The 20,683-nt window shown below is 71.7% G+C and carries 20 protein-coding genes and 1 pseudogene; 11 read left to right on the top strand and 10 right to left on the bottom strand.

Features of this window, described 5'->3' with window-relative positions; genetic code table 11:
• The first annotated feature begins 109 nt into the window (after positions 1-109).
• Together ADL12_RS02635 and ADL12_RS02630 are read left to right on the top strand one after the other, a co-directional pair.
• Complete coding sequence (locus ADL12_RS02635; protein WP_062698005.1) at positions 110-940, top strand: DeoR/GlpR family DNA-binding transcription regulator; 831 nt, start codon at positions 110-112, stop codon at positions 938-940.
• Positions 941-1,030: 90 nt separating this feature from the next.
• Positions 1,031-1,510, top strand: a complete 480-nt coding sequence (locus tag ADL12_RS02630; protein ID WP_062698003.1) for an SRPBCC family protein — start codon at positions 1,031-1,033, stop codon at positions 1,508-1,510.
• Positions 1,511-1,786: 276 nt separating this feature from the next.
• Here ADL12_RS02630 and cds1 read toward each other — a convergent pair whose 3' ends face one another.
• Complete coding sequence (gene cds1, locus ADL12_RS02625) at positions 1,787-2,911, bottom strand: L-cysteine desulfhydrase Cds1 (RefSeq protein ID WP_062698001.1); 1,125 nt, start codon at positions 2,909-2,911, stop codon at positions 1,787-1,789.
• 341 nt (positions 2,912-3,252) lie between these two features.
• Here cds1 and ADL12_RS02620 point away from each other — a divergent pair, with 341 nt between their 5' ends.
• Positions 3,253-3,576 (top strand): hypothetical protein, encoded by a 324-nt coding sequence (locus ADL12_RS02620; protein ID WP_062697999.1) that lies wholly within the window; start codon positions 3,253-3,255, stop codon positions 3,574-3,576.
• 186 nt (positions 3,577-3,762) lie between these two features.
• On the top strand, positions 3,763-4,299 hold the full coding sequence (locus ADL12_RS02615; protein WP_062697997.1) for an ATP-binding protein: 537 nt from the start codon (positions 3,763-3,765) through the stop codon (positions 4,297-4,299).
• 150 nt (positions 4,300-4,449) lie between these two features.
• Here the strand turns inward: ADL12_RS02615 and ADL12_RS02610 are convergent, their stop codons facing one another.
• The 3 genes from ADL12_RS02610 to ADL12_RS02600 are packed head-to-tail and all read right to left on the bottom strand — an operon-like array spanning position 4,450 to position 8,044.
• Complete coding sequence (locus ADL12_RS02610) at positions 4,450-7,011, bottom strand: ABC transporter permease (protein WP_062698025.1); 2,562 nt, start codon at positions 7,009-7,011, stop codon at positions 4,450-4,452.
• Positions 7,012-7,016: 5 nt separating this feature from the next.
• Positions 7,017-7,766, bottom strand: coding sequence for an ABC transporter ATP-binding protein (locus ADL12_RS02605; protein WP_062697995.1), 750 nt, complete (start codon positions 7,764-7,766; stop codon positions 7,017-7,019).
• Positions 7,763-8,044 (bottom strand): SHOCT domain-containing protein, encoded by a 282-nt coding sequence (locus ADL12_RS02600; protein ID WP_062697993.1) that lies wholly within the window; start codon positions 8,042-8,044, stop codon positions 7,763-7,765. The genes ADL12_RS02605 and ADL12_RS02600 overlap by 4 nt, the downstream gene beginning before the upstream one ends.
• Before the next feature lie 171 nt (positions 8,045-8,215).
• Here ADL12_RS02600 and ADL12_RS02595 point away from each other — a divergent pair, with 171 nt between their 5' ends.
• The 3 genes from ADL12_RS02595 (at position 8,216) to ADL12_RS02585 (ending at position 9,885) form a co-directional block, all read left to right on the top strand.
• A complete protein-coding gene (locus ADL12_RS02595) occupies positions 8,216-8,806 on the top strand; it encodes a TetR/AcrR family transcriptional regulator (RefSeq protein ID WP_062697991.1) in 591 nt (196 codons plus the stop codon).
• A gap of 12 nt (positions 8,807-8,818) precedes the next feature.
• Positions 8,819-9,391: a DUF4865 family protein gene (locus ADL12_RS02590; protein WP_062697989.1), complete on the top strand. Its 573-nt coding sequence runs from the start codon at positions 8,819-8,821 to the stop codon at positions 9,389-9,391.
• Positions 9,392-9,453: 62 nt separating this feature from the next.
• A complete protein-coding gene (locus ADL12_RS02585; protein WP_062697986.1) occupies positions 9,454-9,885 on the top strand; it encodes a tautomerase family protein in 432 nt (143 codons plus the stop codon).
• On the opposite strand, the gene ADL12_RS02580 is transcribed toward ADL12_RS02585, so the two are convergent.
• Positions 9,882-11,351 carry a ketol-acid reductoisomerase gene (locus tag ADL12_RS02580; protein WP_062697984.1) on the bottom strand — a complete coding sequence of 490 codons (1,470 nt, stop codon included), beginning with the start codon at positions 11,349-11,351 and terminating at the stop codon, positions 9,882-9,884. The two genes, ADL12_RS02585 and ADL12_RS02580, sit on opposite strands and share 4 nt — an antisense overlap.
• A gap of 90 nt (positions 11,352-11,441) precedes the next feature.
• Between ADL12_RS02580 and ilvY the strand changes: the two genes are divergently transcribed.
• Positions 11,442-12,293 carry an HTH-type transcriptional activator IlvY gene (ilvY, locus tag ADL12_RS02575; protein WP_062697982.1) on the top strand — a complete coding sequence of 284 codons (852 nt, stop codon included), beginning with the start codon at positions 11,442-11,444 and terminating at the stop codon, positions 12,291-12,293.
• Here the strand turns inward: ilvY and ADL12_RS02570 are convergent.
• From ADL12_RS02570 to ADL12_RS02560, 3 genes and pseudogenes are all read right to left on the bottom strand, one after another.
• A pseudogene (locus ADL12_RS02570) lies at positions 12,280-12,705 on the bottom strand (RpiB/LacA/LacB family sugar-phosphate isomerase). The gene ilvY and the pseudogene ADL12_RS02570 sit on opposite strands and share 14 nt — an antisense overlap.
• Positions 12,706-12,782: 77 nt before the next feature.
• Entirely contained in the window at positions 12,783-14,021 is a 1,239-nt protein-coding gene (locus ADL12_RS02565) for an ROK family protein (RefSeq protein ID WP_079051801.1), read from the bottom strand.
• 36 nt (positions 14,022-14,057) lie between these two features.
• Positions 14,058-14,714 (bottom strand): alpha-ketoglutarate-dependent dioxygenase AlkB family protein, encoded by a 657-nt coding sequence (locus ADL12_RS02560; protein WP_062697980.1) that lies wholly within the window; start codon positions 14,712-14,714, stop codon positions 14,058-14,060.
• Between the two features lie 80 nt (positions 14,715-14,794).
• Here ADL12_RS02560 and ADL12_RS02555 point away from each other — a divergent pair, with 80 nt between their 5' ends.
• Positions 14,795-15,928, top strand: a complete 1,134-nt coding sequence (locus ADL12_RS02555) for a methyltransferase (protein ID WP_062698021.1) — start codon at positions 14,795-14,797, stop codon at positions 15,926-15,928.
• A gap of 15 nt (positions 15,929-15,943) precedes the next feature.
• Here the strand turns inward: ADL12_RS02555 and ADL12_RS02550 are convergent, their stop codons facing one another.
• Positions 15,944-16,798 (bottom strand): class II fructose-bisphosphate aldolase, encoded by an 855-nt coding sequence (locus ADL12_RS02550; RefSeq protein ID WP_062697978.1) that lies wholly within the window; start codon positions 16,796-16,798, stop codon positions 15,944-15,946.
• A 21-nt stretch (positions 16,799-16,819) separates the two neighbouring features.
• Positions 16,820-17,701, bottom strand: a complete 882-nt coding sequence (locus tag ADL12_RS02545) for an SIS domain-containing protein (protein ID WP_062697976.1) — start codon at positions 17,699-17,701, stop codon at positions 16,820-16,822.
• A 132-nt stretch (positions 17,702-17,833) separates the two neighbouring features.
• Here ADL12_RS02545 and ADL12_RS02540 point away from each other — a divergent pair, with 132 nt between their 5' ends.
• Positions 17,834-18,613, top strand: coding sequence for a DeoR/GlpR family DNA-binding transcription regulator (locus ADL12_RS02540; RefSeq protein WP_062697974.1), 780 nt, complete (start codon positions 17,834-17,836; stop codon positions 18,611-18,613).
• 193 nt (positions 18,614-18,806) lie between these two features.
• Positions 18,807-20,642 carry a glycoside hydrolase family 15 protein gene (locus ADL12_RS02535; protein ID WP_062697972.1) on the top strand — a complete coding sequence of 612 codons (1,836 nt, stop codon included), beginning with the start codon at positions 18,807-18,809 and terminating at the stop codon, positions 20,640-20,642.
• Positions 20,643-20,683: the final 41 nt, after the last annotated feature.

The following is a 20,683-nucleotide window of genomic DNA, read 5'->3' as shown; positions in this document are numbered from 1 at the left end:
CCCGTGCGAGGATGGGACGTCCCGCGCGCCGGGAGGGGTGAGAATGTCCTCATCAGAGTGGGTGCGCGGGGTGTGTCGGACGGCTTGAGGCGAAAGGACCGGAGCGTACGTGAGCGAGAATCAGAACCTCCTCGCGGAGCAGCGGCGCGCCCTGATCCTTGACGAGGTGCGGCGCCGAGGCGGGGTGCGCGTCAACGAGCTGACGCGAAAGCTCGGCGTGTCGGACATGACGGTGCGGCGCGATCTCGACGCGCTGGCCCGGCAGGGCGTGCTGGAGAAGGTGCACGGCGGCGCGGTCCCGGTGGTCGAGGCGAGTACGCACGAGCCGGGCTTCGAGGCCAAGTCGGGTCTGGAGCTGACGGCCAAGGAGGACATCGCGCGGGCGGCGGCCGAGCTGGTCGCGCCGGGCTCCGCGATCGCGCTGTCGGGTGGTACGACGACATACGCGCTGGCGCACCAGCTGGTCGACGTACCCGACCTCACGGTGGTCACGAACTCGGTGCGGGTGGCCGACGTCTTCCACGCGGCGCAGCGCACGTCGGGCCCCCGGCAGGGCGCGGCCACGGTCGTGCTGACCGGCGGAGTGCGCACGCCGTCCGACTCGCTGGTGGGCCCGGTGGCCGACCAGGCGATCGCGGCGCTCCACTTCGATGTGCTGTTCCTCGGTGTGCACGGGATATCGGTCGAGGCCGGCCTGTCCACGCCGAACCTCGCCGAGGCCGAGACCAACCGGCGTCTGGTGCAGTCGGCGCGCCGGGTCGTGGTGGTCGCCGACCACACCAAGTGGGGTGTGGTGGGGCTGAGTTCGTTCGCGGCGCTGGAGCAGGTCGACACGCTGGTCACGGACGCCGGTCTCGAGACCGGGGCGCGCTCGGAGATCGCGGAGCATCTGCGGCGGCTGGTCGTGGCGGGCGAGCCCGACGAGGGCGCGGACCTCTGAGGTCGGCGACATCCCGCGGTGCAGACATCTGACGGGGCGCCAGCTATGGTGGCGCTGCCCGGTGCAGCGTCGGCATAGGGGGTTTCGTCCATGGCTCACCTGCTGCGTGAGGTGGGGCTCGACTTCGTCGGGACCGCGCCCGTACGGCACGTCTTCGCGCGGGAGATCACCGCTCCCCCGGAGACGGTCTACCGCGCGCTGGCCGAGGACGTGCCGGGCTGGACGCATTGGTTCTCGGCGGTGACGCTGGCCCGGCCGCTCGACGGCGGAGCCCGGCGCGAGGTCCGGCTCAGGGGCGGTACGCGTTTCGAGGAGACGATCCTCGTGGCGAAGAGCCCCGAGGTGTACGCCTACCGCGTCGACGTCACCAATGCGCCGGGGGCACGGACCATGGTCGAGGAGTGGCGGCTCGCCCCGGCGGGGACGGGCACGCGGGTGCAGTGGACGTTCGCGGTGGACGGCACGGCGCCCTTCCGGTTCGCCCTCGGCCTCGCGCGGGCCGGTCTGGGCCGGGCCTTCCGGGACGCGGTGACCACCCTGGACCGACGGCTGGCGTCCGCGGCGTCCTAGGGCCTGTCTGACAATTCCCGTCGTCCGCCCGGAGGGCGGGCCCTGCGGCGTCATGGGGGTCCCCCCGCGCGGCGAGGTTGTTCGAGCGTGGGGGAGCGTGCGATCGCAAGGCGCCGGAGCCGCCCTCGATGGGGGTGCCCCCGCGCGAGCCGAGCGAAGCCGGTTCGCGCGTGGGGGAGGAGCCACGTGGGCGGTTCGGCAACGCGGCGAGCGTGCGTGCCAGGCGGGAATTGTCAGACAGGCCCTAGGCTTCGCCGGTCACCTGGTCCGCGCGGGTCACTCGGGCCAGACGCCCGTGGCCAGCAGCTGGTCGATGGCCGCCGAGTACGGCGCGATGTCCAGGCCCTGCTCGGCCAGCCACGCGTCCGAGTAGTACTTGTCGAGGTACCGGTCCCCCGGGTCGCACAGCAGTGTCACCACGCTCCCCTTCCGTCCCTCGGCCACCATCTCCGCGACGATCTTCAGCGCGCTCCACAGGCCGGTGCCCGTCGAGCCGCCCGCCTTGCGTCCGATGCCCTGCTCCAGGGCCCGTACGGCGGCGACGCTCGCCGCGTCCGGGACCTTCATCATGCGGTCGATGGCGCCGGGCACGAAGCTCGGCTCCATGCGCGGTCGGCCGATGCCCTCGATGCGGGAGCCGCGGCCGCAGGTGACGTCCGGATCGCCGGTGGTCCAGCCCTCGAAGAAACACGAGTTCTCCGGATCGGCGACACAGATGCGGGTGTCGTGCTGCATGTAGTGGACGTACCGGGCGAGGGTCGCGGAGGTGCCGCCGGTGCCGGCCGTGGCGACGATCCACGCGGGTTCGGGGAACCGCTCCAACTCCAGCTGGCGGAAGATGGATTCGGCGATGTTGTTGTTGCCGCGCCAGTCCGTGGCCCGTTCGGCGTAGGTGAACTGGTCCATGTAGTGGCCGCCGGTCTCCACCGCGAGGCGGGCGGACTCCTCGTACATCTTCCGTGAGTCGTCCACGAAGTGGCACTGGCCGCCGTGGAACTCGATCAGGCGGCACTTCTCGGCGCTCGTCGTGCGTGGCATGACCGCGATGAAGGGCACGCCGATCAGCTTCGCGAAGTACGCCTCGGAGACGGCCGTGGAGCCGCTGGACGCCTCGATCACGGGGCGGCCCGGCCGGATCCAGCCATTGCAGAGGCCGTAGAGGAAGAGCGAGCGGGCGAGGCGGTGCTTCAGGCTGCCGGTCGGGTGGGTCGACTCGTCCTTGAGGTACAGGTCGATACCCCACCGCTCCGGCAGTGGGAAGCGCAGCAGGTGCGTGTCGGCCGAGCGGTTGGCGTCGGCCTGGACCTTGCGTACGGCTTCTTTCAGCCAGCCGCGGTAGGCGGCGTCGCTGTGGTCGACGTCGAGGGTCACGCCGGACGGGGTCTGCTGGACGGTGCTCACGGCGGTGCTCCTCGTGCTGGGCGGCAACGGCGACTCGCGCGGCCGTCGCCTCGATCATAAGCACCTTCCGCACGCTTCTCACCTGCATAAACACATCTTTGAGAGCCTCAAAGGCACCCCTGAGCCATTGGCCTCACGGGGGCCGTGGGGGCGCATTCACGCGAGTGCTCCGAGCGCCCCGGTCAGGCGCGACGTGCGTACTGGTGCTCGACGCGATGCGCGGGCAGACTGCACCGGACAGGACGGCGATCCCGAGCGGGGGGCACACTGGATCACGACCACGGCCGGCCACACCCACACAGGACGAGCCGGCACACCGAAGCGCACTGAGAGGGCGGGGCATGGCGGAGCCGGAGTTCAGGGCCACGGGCGTGCGGATCGGGAAGCGGCTGCGCTCGCTGACCCGGGCCGGGCAGGTGCGGATCAGCGACGGCAGGCTGCAGTTGCTCACCAGCTACGGCAGCGAGATCGACAGCGCGCCGGTGCAGGCGGTGCGGGCGTCCAAGCCCTGGTTCGCCCCGGACGACCGTGCCCTGGCCGATATCAACGGCAAGCGCTACTCGCTGACCTTGGGCGATCACGACCCCGCTCCGGGAGAGCCGGGTCCCCCCGCGGCGCGCCGGTTCATAGAGGCCGTACGGAAGGCTGCCGGGCGTAAGGGCTGAGTCACCGCGAGTTGCGGTTCCGGACCCCCTGCGTCACGCTGGTCTCACGTCACTCTGGGTTTACCGGCGATAACGCTGCGAACCAGCCCGCGCCGGCCATGACAGCAGGCGACCGTTTCCTTCAAGCACCCTGCTGGATCCGTACTCCGTGTTCTTCCGGACCTCTTCAGTCGGGGAGTCGCAGCCGTGATCAAGTACCCAAGCAGGCACTGCACGGTGGAGCTCCAAGCCCTGCCGTCGCGGATCGGCCAGGTCCGCAGAATCGTATCGGCGCAGTTGCGCTACTGGCATCTGGATCCCTTGATCGACCGCGCCGCGCTCGGTGTGACCGAGCTGCTGACCAACGTCCACCAGCACGCCCAGCCGGACAAGACGTGCACCGTCGAGATCGAGCTGCTGCTCGACCGGCTGACGGTCTCGGTGCGCGACCACGACCCGCGTCTGCCGGTCGTCGAGGACGCCGACACTCTCGCCACTTGCGGGCGCGGCCTGGCGATGGTGGCCGCGGTCAGCGAGAGCTGGGGCGTGCGGCCGGACGGGGACGCCGGGAAGGTCGTGTGGTTCACGCTTCCGACGCCCGTTGCTGCGGCACGGGCCGGGGTCGCGCGACCGCCGCAGCGGGCGGCCGTGGAGAAGCCTGCGCGGCGGTTTGCGGAGGTCGGGGCGCGTGTTGATCTGCGCAGGCCCGATCGTGCTCCGGCCCGGTCAGCCGTTGTCGGCTGAGCGGCTGAGCGGCTGAGCGGCTGAGCGGCTGAGCGGCTGAGCGGCTCAATGGTTCGGTCGCCTTCGGGGCGCCTCAGCCGGTGTCGAGAGGGCGATCGTGCTCTCGACACCGGCTGAGGCGCCCCTGCGGCTACCTCTGTCCCTTGAGGGTCACTCAGTTGCGATCGCCCGCAGTACGTCCAGGCGTGCCGCGCGGCGCGCCGGGCGTAGGCCCGCCAGGGCTCCGGCCGTGAGGCCGACCAGCGCCACCACCGCGAGTTGCAGGGGCGGCATCGCGAAGGCGAAGGCGCTGTCGCTCGCGCCGTCGGAGGCCTTGACCAGGACCCAGCCGAGGAAGGCGCCGAGGGCGAGGCCGCCGACCGTGCCGAAGGCGGCCACCAGGACCGACTCCCAGCGGACCATCGCGCGCAGTTGGGAGCGGGTCTGGCCCACGGCCCTCAGCAGGCCGAGTTCGCGGGTGCGCTCGTGGATCGCCAGGGTGAGGGTGTTGGCGATGCCGAGGAGTGCGATGAGCACCGCGAGGGCGAGCAGCGCGTAGACGAGTGTGAGCATCATGTCGATGCCGCCCGCCGAGGACTGCGCGTACTCGTCGCGGGTCTGGACTTCCAGGTTGCCGTACTGGGCTGCGGCCTTTTCCACCGCCGCCTTGCCCGCGTCCGTGCTGACGCCGTCCTTGAAAGAGACGGCGAGGACGGTGTCGGCGTCCTGGGTGCGGTGCGGGGCCCAGGCGTCGCGGGTGATGACATAGTCGCCGGCGAGTTCGGACTGGCCGTAGACCGCGCGGACCGTGAAGGTCTGCTTCTGGCCGTCGGTGAAGGTGAGCTGTGTCCTGTCGCCCGTCGTCACGTTCTGCTTGTCGGCCTCCTTCTCGGTGATGGCTATGCCGTCGGTACCGAGGTCGCGCAGGGAGCCCTGGACGTTGCCGAGGTCGAAAGTGCGTTCCAGGGCAACCGGGTCGGTGACCGTCAGCGCGCGGCCCTTGCCGTCCACTTCGGCGACTCCGCGGCCGAGGCCGACGGCCGTGTCCACCTCGGGCAACCGCTGGACCTCGTCGGCGAGGCGCGGGCTCAGGCCGCTGCCGCCCGCGCCGAACGACGGGGTGCTGACGGCCACGTCGCCCGCGAAGGACCTGGACACGGTCTGGTCCATCGTCGCCTTCAGGGAGGCACCGAACACCGTGAAGAGGGAGACGACGGCCACACCGATCATCAGGGCGCTCGCGGTGGCGGCCGTCCGCTTGGGGCTGCGCAGGGCGTTGCGGCGGGCGAGTCCGCCGGTGACGCCGCGCAGCCGGTCGAGGGGGCCGCCGAGGATCCGTACGGCCGTCGTGGAGGCGACCGGGCCGAGGACCACGAAGGCGGCCAGGGCCAGGACGGCGCCGGTGCCCGCCAGCCAGAGGGACGGGGAAAACAGGACGCCGCTGAGTGTCACACCGATCGCGAGGGCCAGCAGGCCCAGGCCGGTGACGGCGCGGAGGCGGGAGGCACCGGAAGTGTCGACGGCCGTTTCGCGCAGGGCGGCCAGCGGTGCGGTGCGCCCTGCGCGTGCGGCGGGCAGCAGTGCGGAGCCGAGGCAGACCACGATGCCGACCGCGAGCGGCAGGGCCATGGAGAGTGCGCTGATGGCCAAGTCGCCCTCGGGGAAGGGGAATCCGATCGCCGGGAACAGGGCCTGGAGGCCGGCTGCTACGCCGATGCCGCCTGCGAGGCCGGCCACCGACGCGGTGACGGCCACGGCGGTCGCCTCGACGAGGGTCGACGCGGTGACCTGGCGGCGCGAGGCGCCGAGGGCGCGCAACAGGGCGTTCTCGCGGGTGCGTTGGGCCACGACGATCGCGAAGGTGTTGTGGATGGAGAAGGTCGCGACCAGCAGGGCGACGCCGGAGAAGACCAGCAGGAGAGTGGTGAAGACGGTCAGGAACTGGCTGGAGATCATGTCGGTGTTCTCCTGGGCCGACTCCTGACCGGTGATGGCCTCGACACCCCTGGGCAGTACGGGAGTCAGCGCGTCGACCAGTTCCTGCTGGCTGACGCCGGGACCGGCGCGCACCTGGATGCTCGCCGCCTCGCCGGGCCCGGCCGTGAGGTACTTCTCGGCGTCGGCCTGGGTCATGCCGGTGAAGGTCACCTGGGCCATGCCGTCCTCGCCGCCGAAGGTCGCGAGGCCGACGATGGTCACCTCGACCGGGTCGGGCGTGCGCAGGGTCGTCGTGTCGCCGATGTTCAGGTCGCCGCGCTCGGCGGTGCCACGGTCGATGACGACCTCGCCGGACTTCTGCGGGGCGTGGCCCTCGGCGAGCCGGTACGCGTTGAGCTCGGGGTCGGTGATCCAGTTGCCGGCGAGGGTGGGCGGGCCCTGGCCGCCGATCGGGTCGCCGTTCCTGCCGACAAGCTGGCCGGCGCCCTGGATGCTGGGCGCGGCGGCCGCGACGCCGGGGACCTTCTCGATGGTGTTCACCAGGTCCGTGTCGACCGGTTCGCGCACGCCCTCGCTCTCACCGGGTGTGGTGATGGCGTCGGCGCTGCGGACGACGGCGTCCGTGCCGCTGGTCGCGTTACCGAACATCGTGTCGAAGCTGGCGCGCAGCGTGTCCCCCATGACGAGGGTTCCGGCGAGGAACGCCACGCCGAGGAACACCGCGAGGAACGTACCGGCGAAGCGGCGCTTGTGGGCGCGCAGGGAGGACACGCTCAGGCGGACGGATGCGTTCATGACGGTCATGAGTGCACCTCGAAGGCTTTCATGCGGTCCAGGACCTTGTCGGCCGTCGGGGAGTCCATACGGTCGACCAGGCGTCCGTCGGCGAGGAACACGACCTCGTCGGCGTGGGCGGCGGCCACGGGGTCGTGGGTGACCATGACGACCGTGCGGGCCGTCTGGCGCACCGTTCGGCCCAGGAGGCCGAGGACCTCCTCGCCGGAACGGGAGTCGAGGTTGCCGGTCGGCTCGTCGGCGAAGACGACGTCCGGTCGGCCGGCGAAGGCCCGGGCCACGGCGACGCGTTGCTGCTGGCCGCCGGAGAGCTCGGAGGGGCGGTGGTGGAGCCGGTCGCGCAGGCCGACGACGTCGATCAGCGCGTCGATCCACTCCGGGTCGCCCTTGCCGCCCGCCAGGTCCAGCGGCAGCCTGATGTTCTCCGCGACGGTCAGCGTCGGCACCAGGTTGAAGGCCTGGAAGACGAAGCCGACGCGGTCGCGCCGCAGCAGGGTCAGGCGGCGGTCGTCGAGGCTGCTCAGCTCGGTGTCGCCGATGTGGGCGGTGCCCGAGGTGAGCGTGTCGAGGCCGGCCGCGCAGTGCATCAGGGTGGACTTGCCGGAGCCCGAGGGCCCCATGATCGCGGTGAAGCGGCCGACCGAAAAGTCGACGCTCACCCCGTCCAGGGCCCTCACGCTGGTGTCGCCGGTGCCGTACACCTTCACGGCGTCGACGACGCGGGCGGCGGTCCGGGTGACGGTCGTGGTCGTCATGCGGCACCGCCCTTGCCCGTACGGCCGAACTGCTCGTCCAGGACGGACAGCCGGCGCCAGTACTCGTCCTCGTCGATCTCGCCGGAGGCGAAGCGGTGGCCGAGCACGGTGATGGGTGAGTTGTCGTCGGGGGCCGGCCGCCAGGGGCCACGGCGTCCGCGCCACACCGTGCGGCGCAGCAGCGTGATGCCGCCGATCACGACGGCCGCCCAGATGAGCGGGAAGAAGAGGATCCACGGGCCGGGCCCGCCGTCTGCGAAGTGAGCCAGGGTCTGCATCTCGAGTCATCTCCCGAGTCGGTTCGGACGGTTCGTTCGGTGATGCCTCGAGACTCGCGCCCCAGAGGGGTCCGGGTCGTCGTACGGCCAGCGGCAGTGCGCGTACCTCGCGGGGAGTACGCGGCGCTGGTTCCGCTGCTCCGGAGGGTCTCGACTTCTGTAACTACTAGTATGTACAGTGAGGGCATGAGCACCTCGGACACCTCGGACCGGCTGATCGAGTCCACCCGGGAACTGCTGTGGGAGCGCGGCTATGTGGGCACCAGCCCCAAAGCCATCCTGGAGCGCGCGGGCGCCGGGCAGGGCAGCATGTACCACCACTTCAAGGGGAAGCCGGATTTGGCCCTGGCCGCGATCCGGCGTACCGCCGAGGAGATGCGGGCTACCGCCGCGGGAGTACTCGACGGTCCGGGAACGCCGTACGAGCGCATCGAGGCGTATCTGCGGCGCGAGCGCGATGTGCTGCGCGGCTGTCCGGTCGGGCGGCTGACGATGGATCCGGACGTGATCGCCAGCGACGAATTGCGGGCGCCGGTCGACGAGACGCTCGACTGGCTGCGTGAACGGCTCGCCGGGATTGTCGAGGAGGGCAAGGAGCAGGGCCAGTTCGCGCCCGGGCTCGACGGCGAGTCGATCGCGGCGACGATCGTGGCGACCGTCCAGGGCGGCTATGTCCTCGCGCGCGCGTCCGGTTCGCCCGCCGCCTTCGACGTGGGCGTGCGGGGCCTGCTCTCCCTTCTCTCACCGCACCAGGACCACTAGGAAGGCGGCCCGATGCACGCGATGCAGTACGAGCTCACCCTGCCCGCCGACTACGACATGGGGATCATCCGCCGTCGCGTGGCCGGCAAGGGGCACCTGCTCGACGACTGGCAGGGGCTGGGCTTCAAGGCGTATTTGGTGCGCGAGCGCGGCATGCACGGATCGCCGGTCAACCAGTACGCGCCGTTCTATCTGTGGAACACCGTCGCGGGCATGAACGCCTTTCTCTGGGGAGGCCCTTTCCAGGGCATCGTCGACGACTTCGGTCGCCCGTCGGTCCGGCAGTGGTCCGGGCTGGCGTACGAGGAGGGCGGGGCCGCCGGCTCCCCCGCGCAGGTTGCGGTGCTGTGGCGCCAACAGGTGCCGGACGGGGTGCTGTCGACCGACTTCATGGTGGACGCAGCGCGGGAGACCGGGCGGCTGGCCGGCGAGGACGGCGCGGTGCTCGCGGCGTCCGCCGTGGACACGAGCCGTTGGCAGCTGATCCACTTTTCCCTCTGGGAGAACGACACGCCCAAGGCCGACGGCGACGTGTACGAGGTGCTGCACATGTCCGCGCCTGGGCGGGACCGGTTGCCGGGCTGACAGCACCTTCCGCGGGCCCTGCAGCGAGGCCGTGTTCACGTTCGAAGCAAGGAGACCCACACATGCCCTTCGTCCGCATCGACGCCCTGGGAGCCGACCCCGAGCGGCTGGACGCCCTCGGCCGTGCCGTCCACGACGCCCTGGTGGAGGCCATAGGGATCCCGCCCGACGACCGGTTCCAGGTACTGGTCGGGCACGACGACACCCGAAACACCCTGCGCTATGACAGCGACTATCTCGGCATCCACCGGGACGACGGCCTCGTGTACGTCACGATCACCCTGCGCTCCGGTCGGACCCCCGCACAGAAGCAGGCGCTGTACCGGCGGATCGCCGAACTCGCCCACGCCTACGCGGGGACCGAGCCGCGGAACGTGTTCGTCAACCTGATCGAGAACGAGCCGATCAACTGGTCGTTCGGCGAGGGCGTGGCGCAGTACGCCGATTCCCCCACCGCCGTCGACTCCCCCACCCCCACCGGGCCGTCGTCCTAGGCCACGGCGATGTCCACGGTCGGCCGGAGCTTCGCCGCAGCGGCCAGGGCCTCGTGCACCGGGTGGGTGTCGAAGGCCGTCAACAGGGCCGCGTCCGCCGGGTGTTCGGCGGCCGGGTAGGCGATCTGCTCGTACGCGGCCTGGAAGCGCGGGCCCCAGCGGCGGGCGCCGAGGCGGGCCGTGCGGGAGCAGTTGTCGACCATGTGGGCGACGTCCCGGGCGTGCATGTAGGGCAGCAGGGAGTCGACGGCCTCGATGACGGACTCGTTGACGATCTCCGACCAGGGGTGGCCCCGCTCGGCGAACTCGTCGATCTGGGCCGTCATCGTGGCCACGAACACCCCGGCGGTGAACGGGTCGACAGCCGGCTCGCGCTCGGCACGCCGAGCGTGCACCCGGTCGCCGACGGCCCACATCGGTGAGCCGCCGATCCTGCTCATCGGGCGTGCGCCGAGCCGCCGTTCGGCCAGGATCACACTGCGCAGCTCGGTGCCGTCGGCGACCTCGTCGTAGATCTCGGCGACGATCTCCCGGGCGGGCCCGTACGTCGCCGTGTACGCCCGGTCGAAGACAGCCCGGCCGTCGCAGTCCAGGCCCTCCCGCACGGCCCGCAGTCCCGCGCGGGAGATCGTCCGGGCGATCGGGCCGGTGACGTTCTCGCAGGAACGCTCGTACGCCGTCACCTCGTCCTCCCCGGCGAGCCGGTAGCGGGCGAACAGGCTCTCGACAATGCCGTGGACGGCTCCGAGCAGGATGGCGCGCTCGCCGACGATGTCGGAGAGGTACTCACTGTCGAGCGTGGTGCGAAAGGTGTACGGCGAGCCCAGCGCCACCGACCAGCCGAGCGCGAGGTCGACGGCCCGTCCGTCCGGGTCGGCGTGCACGGCGAAGCTGCTGTTGATTCCGGCGCCGTTGATCTCGGCGCCCTGCTCGTAGAGCCTGCGCACGGAGTCGCCCATGCCCTTGGGGCACACGGCGATCACCCCGTGCCCCGGCGGGAACTGACCGCCCGTTTCCCGCAGATGGCCGAGCAGGAAGCCGTGCGAGAGGCCGATGACGGCGCCGGGCTTGAGGGCCGCGAAGATCTCCCGGTGGTGGGCGGCGAGCGCGGCGTCGGCGATCAGCAGGATCACCAGGTCGCTGTCGGCGGTGACGGCGAGCCAGTCGCCGAGCGTGCCGTTGTCCTCGGTGAAACCGTGGGCGCGCGCGTCGGCGGCCGAGTGGGAGCCGGGGCGCAGTCCGACGGTCACCCGGATGCCGGTGCCGGCGAGGGAGTCGCGCAGGTTGCGGGCCTGGGCGCGGCCCTGCGGGCCCCAGCCGATCACGCCGATGTGCTGGACGCCGGCGAAGGCCTGCGGCAGTAGCGGGAAGAGGTGCCGGCCGCCGCGCAGGATCGTCTCCGTGCCGCCGGGGACGTCCATCGTTTCGAGGGAGAAGACGCGGGAGGTGTAGGTGGTGGAGGTCATGGTCGAGTTGTAGGCTCCGGGCGAGTGTTGCAGCAAGCGCAATTTGTGCAGCGCCCTGTTGCGGAAACTGAAACAGCTAGGTCAGAGGGCATGCGCGACGATCACCGGGACCTGCGTCTCTTCCTGCATCTGGCGCAGACGCTGAACTTCGGGCGGACCAGCCTCGACTGCCATGTCAGCCCGGCGACGCTGACGCGGACCGTGCAGCGGCTGGAGGCCGATCTCGGGCACCGGCTGTTCGACCGTGGCCCGCGCGGGGTGTCGCTCACGGCCGAGGGCCACCGCTTCCGTGAATACGCCCTCCAGGCACTGGAGTTGTGGCGCGCCTACCGCGAGGAGCATCCCGACCCGGCCGAACTCACCGGCCGCCTGGCCGTGTTCGCCACGGTCACCGCCTGTCAGGCGCTGCTGCCCGACCTGCTGGCGCCCTTCCGTACCGCCCACCCCCAGGTGCGGCTCGATCTGCGCACCGGTGACGCGGCGGCGGCGCTGGCCCGGCTGGACGAGGGCGAGGTGGACGTGGCCGTCGCGGGGATCCCGGCGCGGCTGCCCGAGCCGCTGGTCGGCCGGACGGTCGCCGTCACCGAACTGGTCCTGGTCACCGCGCGGGACCGTCCCGACCCCGGCCTCGACGGACCGTTCGTCCTCCCTCACCGTGGGCTGGTCCGCGAGGCCGCCGACCGCTGGTTCCGCACCCGCGGCACGACACCCGAGGTGGCCTGCGAACCCGACGGCCACGAAGGGCTGTTGACGCTGGTCGCCCTGGGGTGCGGCACGGGTGTGGTGCCGCGTCTCGTACTGGAGCACAGTGCGGTGCGCGACCGGCTCTCGGTCATCCCCGCCGATCCGCCGCCGGAGCCGTTCCCGATCGGGCTGTGCGTCCGGCGGGCCGATCTGCGGCGGCCGCTGGTGGCTGCCCTGTGGAGCCTCATGGCTCCCTGAGGTCCAGGCGGCCGACGCGGGCCACGTTCTCCCGGTCCTCTGCGTCCGCGCTGGCCTCGGCCGCGAACCAGGCGTCGAGGATCTCCTTGAGCAACGGCTAGGACGTCAGACGCAGGCTGAGCGCGAGCACATTGGCGTCGTTCCAGCGGCGAGCGCTGTCCGCCGTGTACGCGTCCGTGCACAGGGCGGCCCGTACGCCCGGCACCTTGTTCGCGGCGATCGACGCGCCCGTGCCGGTCCAGCAGCACACGACCGCCTGGTCGGCCGTCCCGGCGGCGACCTCACGGGCGGCCGCCTCGGAGCAGGCGGCCCACTGGGGGGCGTCGCCGGGGCTCAGCGCGCCGTGGGTGACGACATCGTGGCCGCGGCCGCGCAGCTCGGTGACGAGGAGGCGGGCCACGGGTTCGTCCATGGAGGTGACCAGCGGGATCGGCGCCGGCGCCGAGCGGTTCCTGGGTTCCTCAGAGCGAGGGTGTGGGGTAAGCAGCCCTACGTCAGCGCCCCCAGCGGATCGTCCAGCACCGGCTGCCAGGCCAACTCGGCCGCGCCGACCAGGCTGTTGTGGTCGAGGCTGCAGGCGAGGATCGGGACGCCGCCGCTCTGGCCCCACAGGCTGCGGTCGGCGACGACCGCGCGCAGGCGGTCGGGGTCGGCGTCGAGGAGGGTGCGGTGCAGGCCGCCGAGGATGATGCGGTCCGGGTTGAGGATGTTGACCAGGCCGGCGAGGCCCAGGCCCAGGCGGTCGATGAGGGCCTCGGTGGCCGTGCGGACCGTGGGGTCGGCGTACTGGGTGCGGATCAGGTCCTTGGCCTGCTGGAGCAGGGAGACCTCGGGACCCGGCTCGCGGCCGGCCGCCGTGAGGAGGGCCAGCGGGTCGGCCTCGACGTCGAGGCAGCCGCGGCTGCCGCAGTGGCAGGGTCTGCCCTCGGGGTTCACGGTGAGGTGGCCGACCTCCAGGGCCAGGCCCGAACTGCCGGTGTGCAGGCGGCCGTCCAGCACGAGCGCACCGCCTACGCCCCGGTGCCCCGTGGCCACGCACAGCAGGTCACGGGCACCGCGGCCCGCGCCGTGCCGGTGCTCGGCCAGCGCGGCGAGGTTGACGTCGTTGGCGGCGAAGGCCGGTCCGGTGATCCCGGCCGCGCGCACGCACTCCGTGAAGATACGGCGCACGGGCGCACCCACGGGCCACGCCAGGTGCACGGGGTTGAGCGCCAGACCGTCGGGTTCCGCGACCGCGGAGGGGACGGCAAGGCCCGCGCCGACGCAACGTCGGCCCGTCGTGCGCAGCAGGTCGGCGCCCGCCTCGACGACCGAGCCGAGGACCTTCGCCGGATCGGCGTCCACCGTCTCGCAGCCGGGTGCCGTGGCGACGATACGGCCGCCGAGGCCGACCAGCGCCGCCCGGAAGCCGTCGGCGTGCACCTGGGCGGCGAGGACGACCGGTCCGTCCTCGGCGACCGCCAGCCGGTGCGAGGGCCGCCCCTGCGAACCGGCCGCGGCGCCGGGCCGGGCGTCGACCCGGATCAGGCCGAGCGCCTCCAGTTCGGCGGCGACCGCGCCGGCCGTGGCCCGGGTCACGCCGAGCTCGGCGGTGAGGACGGCACGCGTGGGGGCGCGCCCGGTGTGCACGAGCTCCAATGCGGGTCCGAGCGCACCGCGCCCTCGGTCCAACCGCGTCCTCGGGGTGGTCCCTTCCCCCGCCGTCCGGGGGTCCGCCTTGCCGCTCATGAGGGCGAGTCTCCCATGATCCGCAGATGTGGCGGCCTACAGCCCGCTCACCCTGAGCGTGATGTTCAGCCGCCCGGTCAGCCCCAACTCCGGCGGCGCGGTGCCCGGCTGCACCCTCGGCACCCCGTGGTGGGCGAGCCGCGACGGGCCGCCGAACACGAACAGGTCGCCGCTGCGCAGCTCGACGTCCGTGTACGGCCGGGTCCGGGTCTCGGTGTTGCCGAAGCGGAAGGCGCAGGTGTCGCCGAGGCTCAGGGACACCACCGGGGCGTCCGACTTCTCGTCGCTGTCGCGGTGCATGCCCATGCGGGCGCCGGCGTCGTAGAAGTTGATCAGCGCGATGTCGTACGACGTCTCCGCATACGCCTCCTCCGACTCGCCCAGCGCGTCCCGCACCGCGCAGCGGCCCAGCTCGCCCAGCCACTCGGGGAACGGTTTGACCGGGGCGCCGTCGCCGTCGACGACCGTGCGGGCGTAGGCGTACGGGTACCAGTGCCAGCCGAGGCACACCTGCCGGGCGGTCATCGTGCCGCCGCCGGGCGTGCGGACCGTGCGCAGGCCGGCCGGTGGGCGGGCCCACTCGCGACAGGCCTCCAGCAGCTCGCGCTGGCGGTCCGGATCCAGCCAGTCGGGCACGTGCACCGCGCCCGGCGCGACCTCCGTACGTTCCCGGGGGAACAGCTCGGTGTCCATGCCTTCCATCCTCCCCCACCGGCCGTGAGCTGCGGCTCGGCTAGCCTTGACGCACAATGAGCGACCCGATGAACGACCGTATGACGACGCCCTGGGGCGAGCTCGCGCTGACCCGTTTCCCCGAGGACCCGCGTGACAGGCTGCGCGCCTGGGACGCCTCCGACGAGTACCTCCTCAGGCATCTGGCGGAGCAGCAGACCCCGCTGTCCGGCACGGTCGTGGTGGTCGGTGATCGCTGGGGCGCCCTGGTCACGGCGCTCGCGGCGCACCAGCCCGTGCAGATCACGGACTCCTGCCTCACCCAGGAGGCGACGCGGGCCAACCTCGCCCGGCACGACGTCGAGCCCGGCTCCGTCCGGCTGCTCACCACGCAGGACCCGCCGCCGGGCCGTATCGACGTCCTTCTCGTGCGGGTGCCGAAGAGCCTGGCGCTGCTGGAGGACCAGCTGCTGCGGCTGGCGCCCGCGGTGCACGAGGGCACGGTGGTGATCGGCGCCGGGATGGTGACGGAGATCCACACCTCGACGCTCCGGCTGTTCGAGCGGATCCTCGGCCCGACCCGCACCTCGCTCGCCGAGAAGAAGGCCCGGCTGATCTTCTGCACGCCTCAGCCGTCGCAGGCACGACCCGCCAACCCGTGGCCGTACACCTACACGCTCCCCGACGGCATCGGCGCGGTCTCGGGGCGCACGGTCGTCAATCACGCCGGCGTCTTCTGTGCCGACCGGCTCGACATCGGTACGCGGTTCTTTCTGGGTCACCTTCCCCAGGGGAAGGGCGCCCAGCGGGTGGTGGATCTCGGGTGCGGCAACGGCGTGGTCGGTACGGCGGTGGCGCTGGCGAACCCGGAGGCCGAGGTGTTGTTCGTGGACGAGTCGTTCCAGGCCGTGGCCTCGGCGGAGGCGACGTACCGGGCGAACGGGGTGCAGGGGCACGCCGAGTTCCGGGTCGGGGACGGGCTGGCGGGCGTGCCGGCCGGGAGTGTCGACCTCGTGCTCAACAATCCGCCGTTCCACTCCCACCAGGCGACGACCGACGCGACGGCCTGGCGGATGTTCACGGGGGCGCGGCGCGCGCTCAGGCCGGGCGGTGAGCTGTGGGTGATCGGCAACCGGCACCTCGGCTACCACGTGAAGCTGCGGCGGATGTTCGGCAACAGTCAACTCGTCGCCGGTGACCCGAAGTTCGTGGTGCTGAGGGCTGTCAAGCGGTAGGCGTGCGGCGCCGGGTCAGGAAGCCCTCAGCACCCTGATGATGTCGGCCACCGCCCGTACCATCGCCTCGCGCCCCACGCTCAGGTACTTGCGTGAGTCGACCGCCTCGGGGTGAGCGGCGAGGAAGTCGCGGATCGCTCCCGTCATGGCGATGTTGAGGGCCGTGCCGACATTGACCTTGGCGATGCCGCCCGCGACCGCCGCGGTCAGTTCGCCGTCGGGGACGCCGGAGGATCCGTGCAGGACGAGGGGGACGTCCAGGGTCGCGGACAGGCGCTTGAGGAGTTCGTGGTCGAGGGTGGCGGTGCGGGTGGTCATGGCGTGGGAGCTGCCGATGGCGACGGCGAGGGCGTCGACGCCGGAGTCGGTGACGAAGGCATGGGCCTCGGCGGGGTCGGTGCGGGCACCGGGGGCATGGGCATCGAGCGGAGGCTCGCCGTTCTTGCCGCCCAGTCGGCCCAACTCGGCCTCGATCCAGAGGCCTTGGGCGTGTGCCCAGTCGACGGCGGCCTTCGTGGCGGCGAGGTTGTCCGCGTACGACAGCCGGGCCGCGTCGTACATCACGGAGCTGAACCCGGCGCCCGGCGCCTGGCGCAGCAGGTGGTCGCTCTGGACGTGGTCGAGGTGCAGCGCGACGGGGACGGCGGCCCGTTCGGCGGCGGCGACGGCCGCGCGGGCGAGCGGCAGGAGCCGTCCGTAGCGGAACTTGACGGCGTTCTCGCTGACTTGGAGGACGACGGGCGAACTCACCGACTCCGCACCGGCGATGACGGCCTCGACATGCTCCAGGGTGATGACGTTGAAGGCGGCGACGGCACAGCGGGCTGCGGCGGCACGGGTGATGAGCTCGCCGGTAGTCACGAGGGGCACGGCCTGTCCTTTCTCGGCGTGTCAGGGGGCGAGGATCACCGAGCGGGTGAGGTGGCGCGGCTGGTCCGGATCGAGGTCGCGGGCCGCTGCGACGGCGACCGCGAGCCGCTGGGCTCGGACCAGTTCGGCGAGGGGGTCGAGGCTGCCCTCGACCCACAGTCCGCCGGTGGAGCGCACCTGTTCGGCCAGTCCTTCGGGCGCCTCACCGAACATCCAGGTCGCGGTGCCGCTCGTGGTGATGCTGATGGGGCCGTGCCGGTACTCCATGGCCGGGTAGGCCTCGGTCCAGGACAGTGACGCCTCCCGCATCTTCAGCCCGGCCTCGTTGGCGAGCCCCACGGTCCAGCCACGGCCGAGGAAGGTGAACTGGGTGCACTGCACGAGCCCTTCGGGCAGTTCGCCGGTGAGTGCGGTGCGGGCGTCGGCCACGGCTTCGTCGGTGTGCAGGCCGAGGTGGGCGCGGAGCAGGGTGAGGGCGGTGGTCGCGAACCGGGTCTGCACGACGGACCGTTCGTCCGCGTAGTCGAGGACGACGACCTCGTCGGCGGTCGCCATGACGGGCGTGTGCGGGTCGGCGGTGATCGCCGTGGTACGCGTTCGCCCCTTGAGCTGTCCCAGCAGGTCCAGCACTTCGGTCGTCGTACCGGAGCGGGTGAGGGCGATGACTCGGTCGTACGTCCGCCCGTGCGGGAACTCCGAGGCGGCGAAGGCGTCCGTCTCCCCCTGGCCCGATCCCTCGCGCAGTGCGGCGAACGCCTGCGCCATGAAGTACGACGTGCCGCAGCCGACGACCGCGACCCGCTCGCCCGGCGTCGGCAGCACCCCGCCGAGGCCGGTCGCCTCCGCCGCGGCGCGTGTCCAGACCTCGGGCTGGCTGTTGAGCTCGTCCTCGACATGCGTCATGCCGCCGCCCTCCGCACTTCCACTCAGTAAATGATTATTCTTGCAAGATAGCGCCATCTTTCGAGCAGAATCAAGCATTCGATCCAAGAGGCGTGCGCTAAGGTCGCCGGGAGATCGAGGAATGGAGGGTGGATGTCGCGCGACGCCCGCTGGAAGGCGCTGCTGGAGCTGCTCGTCGAGCGGGGCCGGCTGGACGTCGAGGAGGCGGCTGCCGAGCTGGAGGTGTCGGCCGCCACGATCCGCCGCGACTTCGACCAGCTCGCCGAGCAGCAGATGCTCGTGCGCACGCGGGGCGGCGCGGTCGTGCACGGGGTGTCGTACGAACTGCCGCTGCGCTACAAGACGGCCCGGCACGCCTCCGAGAAGCAGCGCATCGCCAAGGCGGTGGCCGGCCTCGTCGCACCCGGCGAGGCGGTGGGGCTGACCGGGGGCACGACGACCACGGAGGTGGCGCGGGCCTTGGCCGTGCGCAGCGACCTGGCATCCGGCTCGCCCGCGCTGACGATCGTCACCAACGCGCTCAATATCGCCAATGAGCTGGCCGTGCGGCCCCAGTTCAAGATCGTGGTCACCGGCGGGGTCGCACGCCCGCAGTCGTACGAGCTCATCGGACCGCTCGCGGACGGGGTGCTGGCCCAGATCACCATCGACGTGGCGGTGCTGGGCGTCGTCGCCTTCGACGTCACGCACGGTGCCGCCGCGCACGACGAGGCGGAGGCGGCGATCAACCGGCTGCTGTGCCGGCGGGCCGAGCGGGTGATCGTGGCCGCGGACTCCAGCAAGCTGGGCCGGCGGGCGTTCGCCCGGATCTGCGCGGCCGAGGCCGTGGACACCCTGGTCACGGACACGGCGGCCGCCCCCGAGACCGTACGGCGCTTCGAGGACGCGGGTCTGAGGGTCGTGGCGGTCTGAGGGGCGCGGGGGTCTGAGGGACATAGCGGTCTGAGGGACATGGCGGTCTGAGGGACGTGGCGGTCTGAGGTAGTCACGGCCTGAGGTCATCGCGGCCTGAGCGTCGTCGCGCTCCGATCCCCGGCCCCGGTCCTCTCCCGGCCGATTCCGCCTACGCTGGGTTCGAGGCGCATGGCGGGCCAGGGAGGCTGCGATGAGCACGACACCGATCGACCGGGACGCACGGGCGGCTTCGCGCTATGTGCCGATCGCCGAGCACGGGCTGATCGGCGATCTGCGCAGTGTGGCCCTGGTGGGGACGGACGGCACGATCGACTGGTACTGCTGCCCGGCCTTCGACGCCCCGAGTGTCTTCGCGGCGATCTTGGACGCGGAGCGGGGCGGCTGTTTCGAGCTGGCGGCGGCGGTGCCGGCACGGACCAAGCAGTTCTACTTCCCGGACACGAACGTCCTGATCACCAGGTTCTTCACCCAGGACGGCGTCGGTGAGGTACAGGACTTCATGCCGGTGGACGGCAGCCTGGTGGAGACCGAGCGGCACCGGCTGATCCGGCGTGTGGTGTGCGTCCGCGGGTCGATCCCCTTCCGTACCCGGGTCGCGCCGCGCTTCGACTACGGCGCCGCGCCGCACACCGTCCGCATGGTCGGCGACGTCGCGGTCTTCGAGTCCGAGAAGCTGTCGCTCGGGCTGACCGCGACCATGCCGCTGGAGGTCGACGGGCCGGACGTGCACGCCGACTTCAAGCTCTCCGAGGGCGAGACCGCGGTGTTCGCGCTGGACCAGGTCGGCGGCGAGGTGAACCCGCGGCGGTGTGCGCGGACCGAGGCCGAGGAACAGTTCAACAGCACGGTGGCGTACTGGCGGCACTGGCTGTCCGCCTCCAAGTACCGGGGTCGCTGGCGGGAGATGGTGCACCGCTCCGCCCTCACCCTGAAGCTGCTCACCTACGCACCCACCGGCGCGATCGTGGCCGCGCCGACGACGAGCCTGCCCGAGCAGCTGGGCGGCGAACGCAACTGGGACTACCGGTACGTGTGGGTGCGCGACGCCGCCTTCTGTGTGTACGCGCTGCTGCGGCTGGGCTTCACGGGTGAGGCCGGGGCGTTCATGGAGTTCCTGACCCGGCATGTCAGCCAGGGCGACGGCTGTCACACCGGCCCGCTGCAGATCCTGTACGGCATCGACGGCCGCACCGATCTGCCCGAGCGCGAACTCGACCACCTTCAGGGGCATCTCGGTTCCGCCCCGGTGCGGATCGGCAACGCCGCCGCCGACCAGCTCCAGCTGGACATCTACGGCGCGCTGATCGACTCCATCTACCTGTACGACAAGTGGGCGCAACCGATCTCCAGCGACCAGTGGGACGACGTGTGCGCGCTGGTCGACTGGGTGTGCGAGCACTGGGACCAGCCCGACGAGGGCATCTGGGAGACCCGCGGCGGACGCAAGAACTTCCTGTACTCGCGGCTGATGTGCTGGGTGGCGATCGAGCGGGGCATCCGCATGGCCAACCGGCGCGGGCTGCCCGCCGATCTGCCGCGCTGGCAGCAGTGCCGGGACACGATCTACCGGCGGATCATGCGCCGGGGCTGGTCCGAGACCCGCCAGGCCTTCGTCCAGCACGAGGACGGCGACGTGCTGGACGCGGCCGTGCTGATGATGCCGCTGACGAAGTTCATCTCGCCGACCGACCCCAAGTGGCTGTCCACCCTCGACGCCCTCACCCAGGACCTGGTGTCCGACTCGCTGGTCTACCGCTACGACCCGGCGGCGAGCCCCGACGGGCTGCACGGCGACGAGGGCACGTTCTCGATCTGCTCGTTCTGGTACGTCGAGGCCATGGTCCGCGCCGGCCGCGTCGACGAGGCACGGCTGGCGTTCGAGAAGATGCTGACGTACGCCAACCATCTGGGCCTGTACGCCGAGGAGATCAGCCACACGGGCGAGCAACAGGGCAACTTCCCCCAGGCGTTCACCCATCTCGCCCTGATCAGTGCGGCCTTCAACCTGGATCGCGCCCTGGGTTGACCCTCGTCCCGCGCCCGCCGTACGACCGCCCGGCCGCCGGC

The organism is Streptomyces regalis (genome assembly GCF_001509475.1).
Lineage (GTDB): Bacteria > Actinomycetota > Actinomycetes > Streptomycetales > Streptomycetaceae > Streptomyces > Streptomyces regalis.
Note: the sequence above shows the minus strand (reverse complement) of the source record. Positions and strands in the feature narration are given on the sequence as shown.

Bases quoted from the DNA above. Each gene is read 5' to 3' on its own strand.
- ADL12_RS02630 (WP_062698003.1), top strand. From the start codon at position 1,031: ATGGCTCACCTGCTGCGTGAGGTGGGGCTCGACTTCGTCGGGACCGCG.
- ADL12_RS02620 (WP_062697999.1), top strand. From the start codon at position 3,253: ATGGCGGAGCCGGAGTTCAGGGCCACGGGCGTGCGGATCGGGAAGCGG.
- ADL12_RS02610 (WP_062698025.1), bottom strand. From the start codon at position 7,011: ATGAACGCATCCGTCCGCCTGAGCGTGTCCTCCCTGCGCGCCCACAAG.
- ADL12_RS02605 (WP_062697995.1), bottom strand. From the start codon at position 7,766: ATGACGACCACGACCGTCACCCGGACCGCCGCCCGCGTCGTCGACGCC.
- ADL12_RS02600 (WP_062697993.1), bottom strand. From the start codon at position 8,044: ATGCAGACCCTGGCTCACTTCGCAGACGGCGGGCCCGGCCCGTGGATC.
- ADL12_RS02595 (WP_062697991.1), top strand. From the start codon at position 8,216: ATGTACAGTGAGGGCATGAGCACCTCGGACACCTCGGACCGGCTGATC.
- ADL12_RS02590 (WP_062697989.1), top strand. From the start codon at position 8,819: ATGCACGCGATGCAGTACGAGCTCACCCTGCCCGCCGACTACGACATG.
- ADL12_RS02585 (WP_062697986.1), top strand. From the start codon at position 9,454: ATGCCCTTCGTCCGCATCGACGCCCTGGGAGCCGACCCCGAGCGGCTG.
- ADL12_RS02580 (WP_062697984.1), bottom strand. From the start codon at position 11,351: ATGACCTCCACCACCTACACCTCCCGCGTCTTCTCCCTCGAAACGATG.
- ilvY (WP_062697982.1), top strand. From the start codon at position 11,442: ATGCGCGACGATCACCGGGACCTGCGTCTCTTCCTGCATCTGGCGCAG.
- ADL12_RS02565 (WP_079051801.1), bottom strand. From the start codon at position 14,021: ATGAGCGGCAAGGCGGACCCCCGGACGGCGGGGGAAGGGACCACCCCG.
- ADL12_RS02560 (WP_062697980.1), bottom strand. From the start codon at position 14,714: ATGGACACCGAGCTGTTCCCCCGGGAACGTACGGAGGTCGCGCCGGGC.
- ADL12_RS02555 (WP_062698021.1), top strand. From the start codon at position 14,795: ATGACGACGCCCTGGGGCGAGCTCGCGCTGACCCGTTTCCCCGAGGAC.
- ADL12_RS02545 (WP_062697976.1), bottom strand. From the start codon at position 17,701: ATGACGCATGTCGAGGACGAGCTCAACAGCCAGCCCGAGGTCTGGACA.
- ADL12_RS02540 (WP_062697974.1), top strand. From the start codon at position 17,834: ATGTCGCGCGACGCCCGCTGGAAGGCGCTGCTGGAGCTGCTCGTCGAG.
- ADL12_RS02535 (WP_062697972.1), top strand. From the start codon at position 18,807: ATGAGCACGACACCGATCGACCGGGACGCACGGGCGGCTTCGCGCTAT.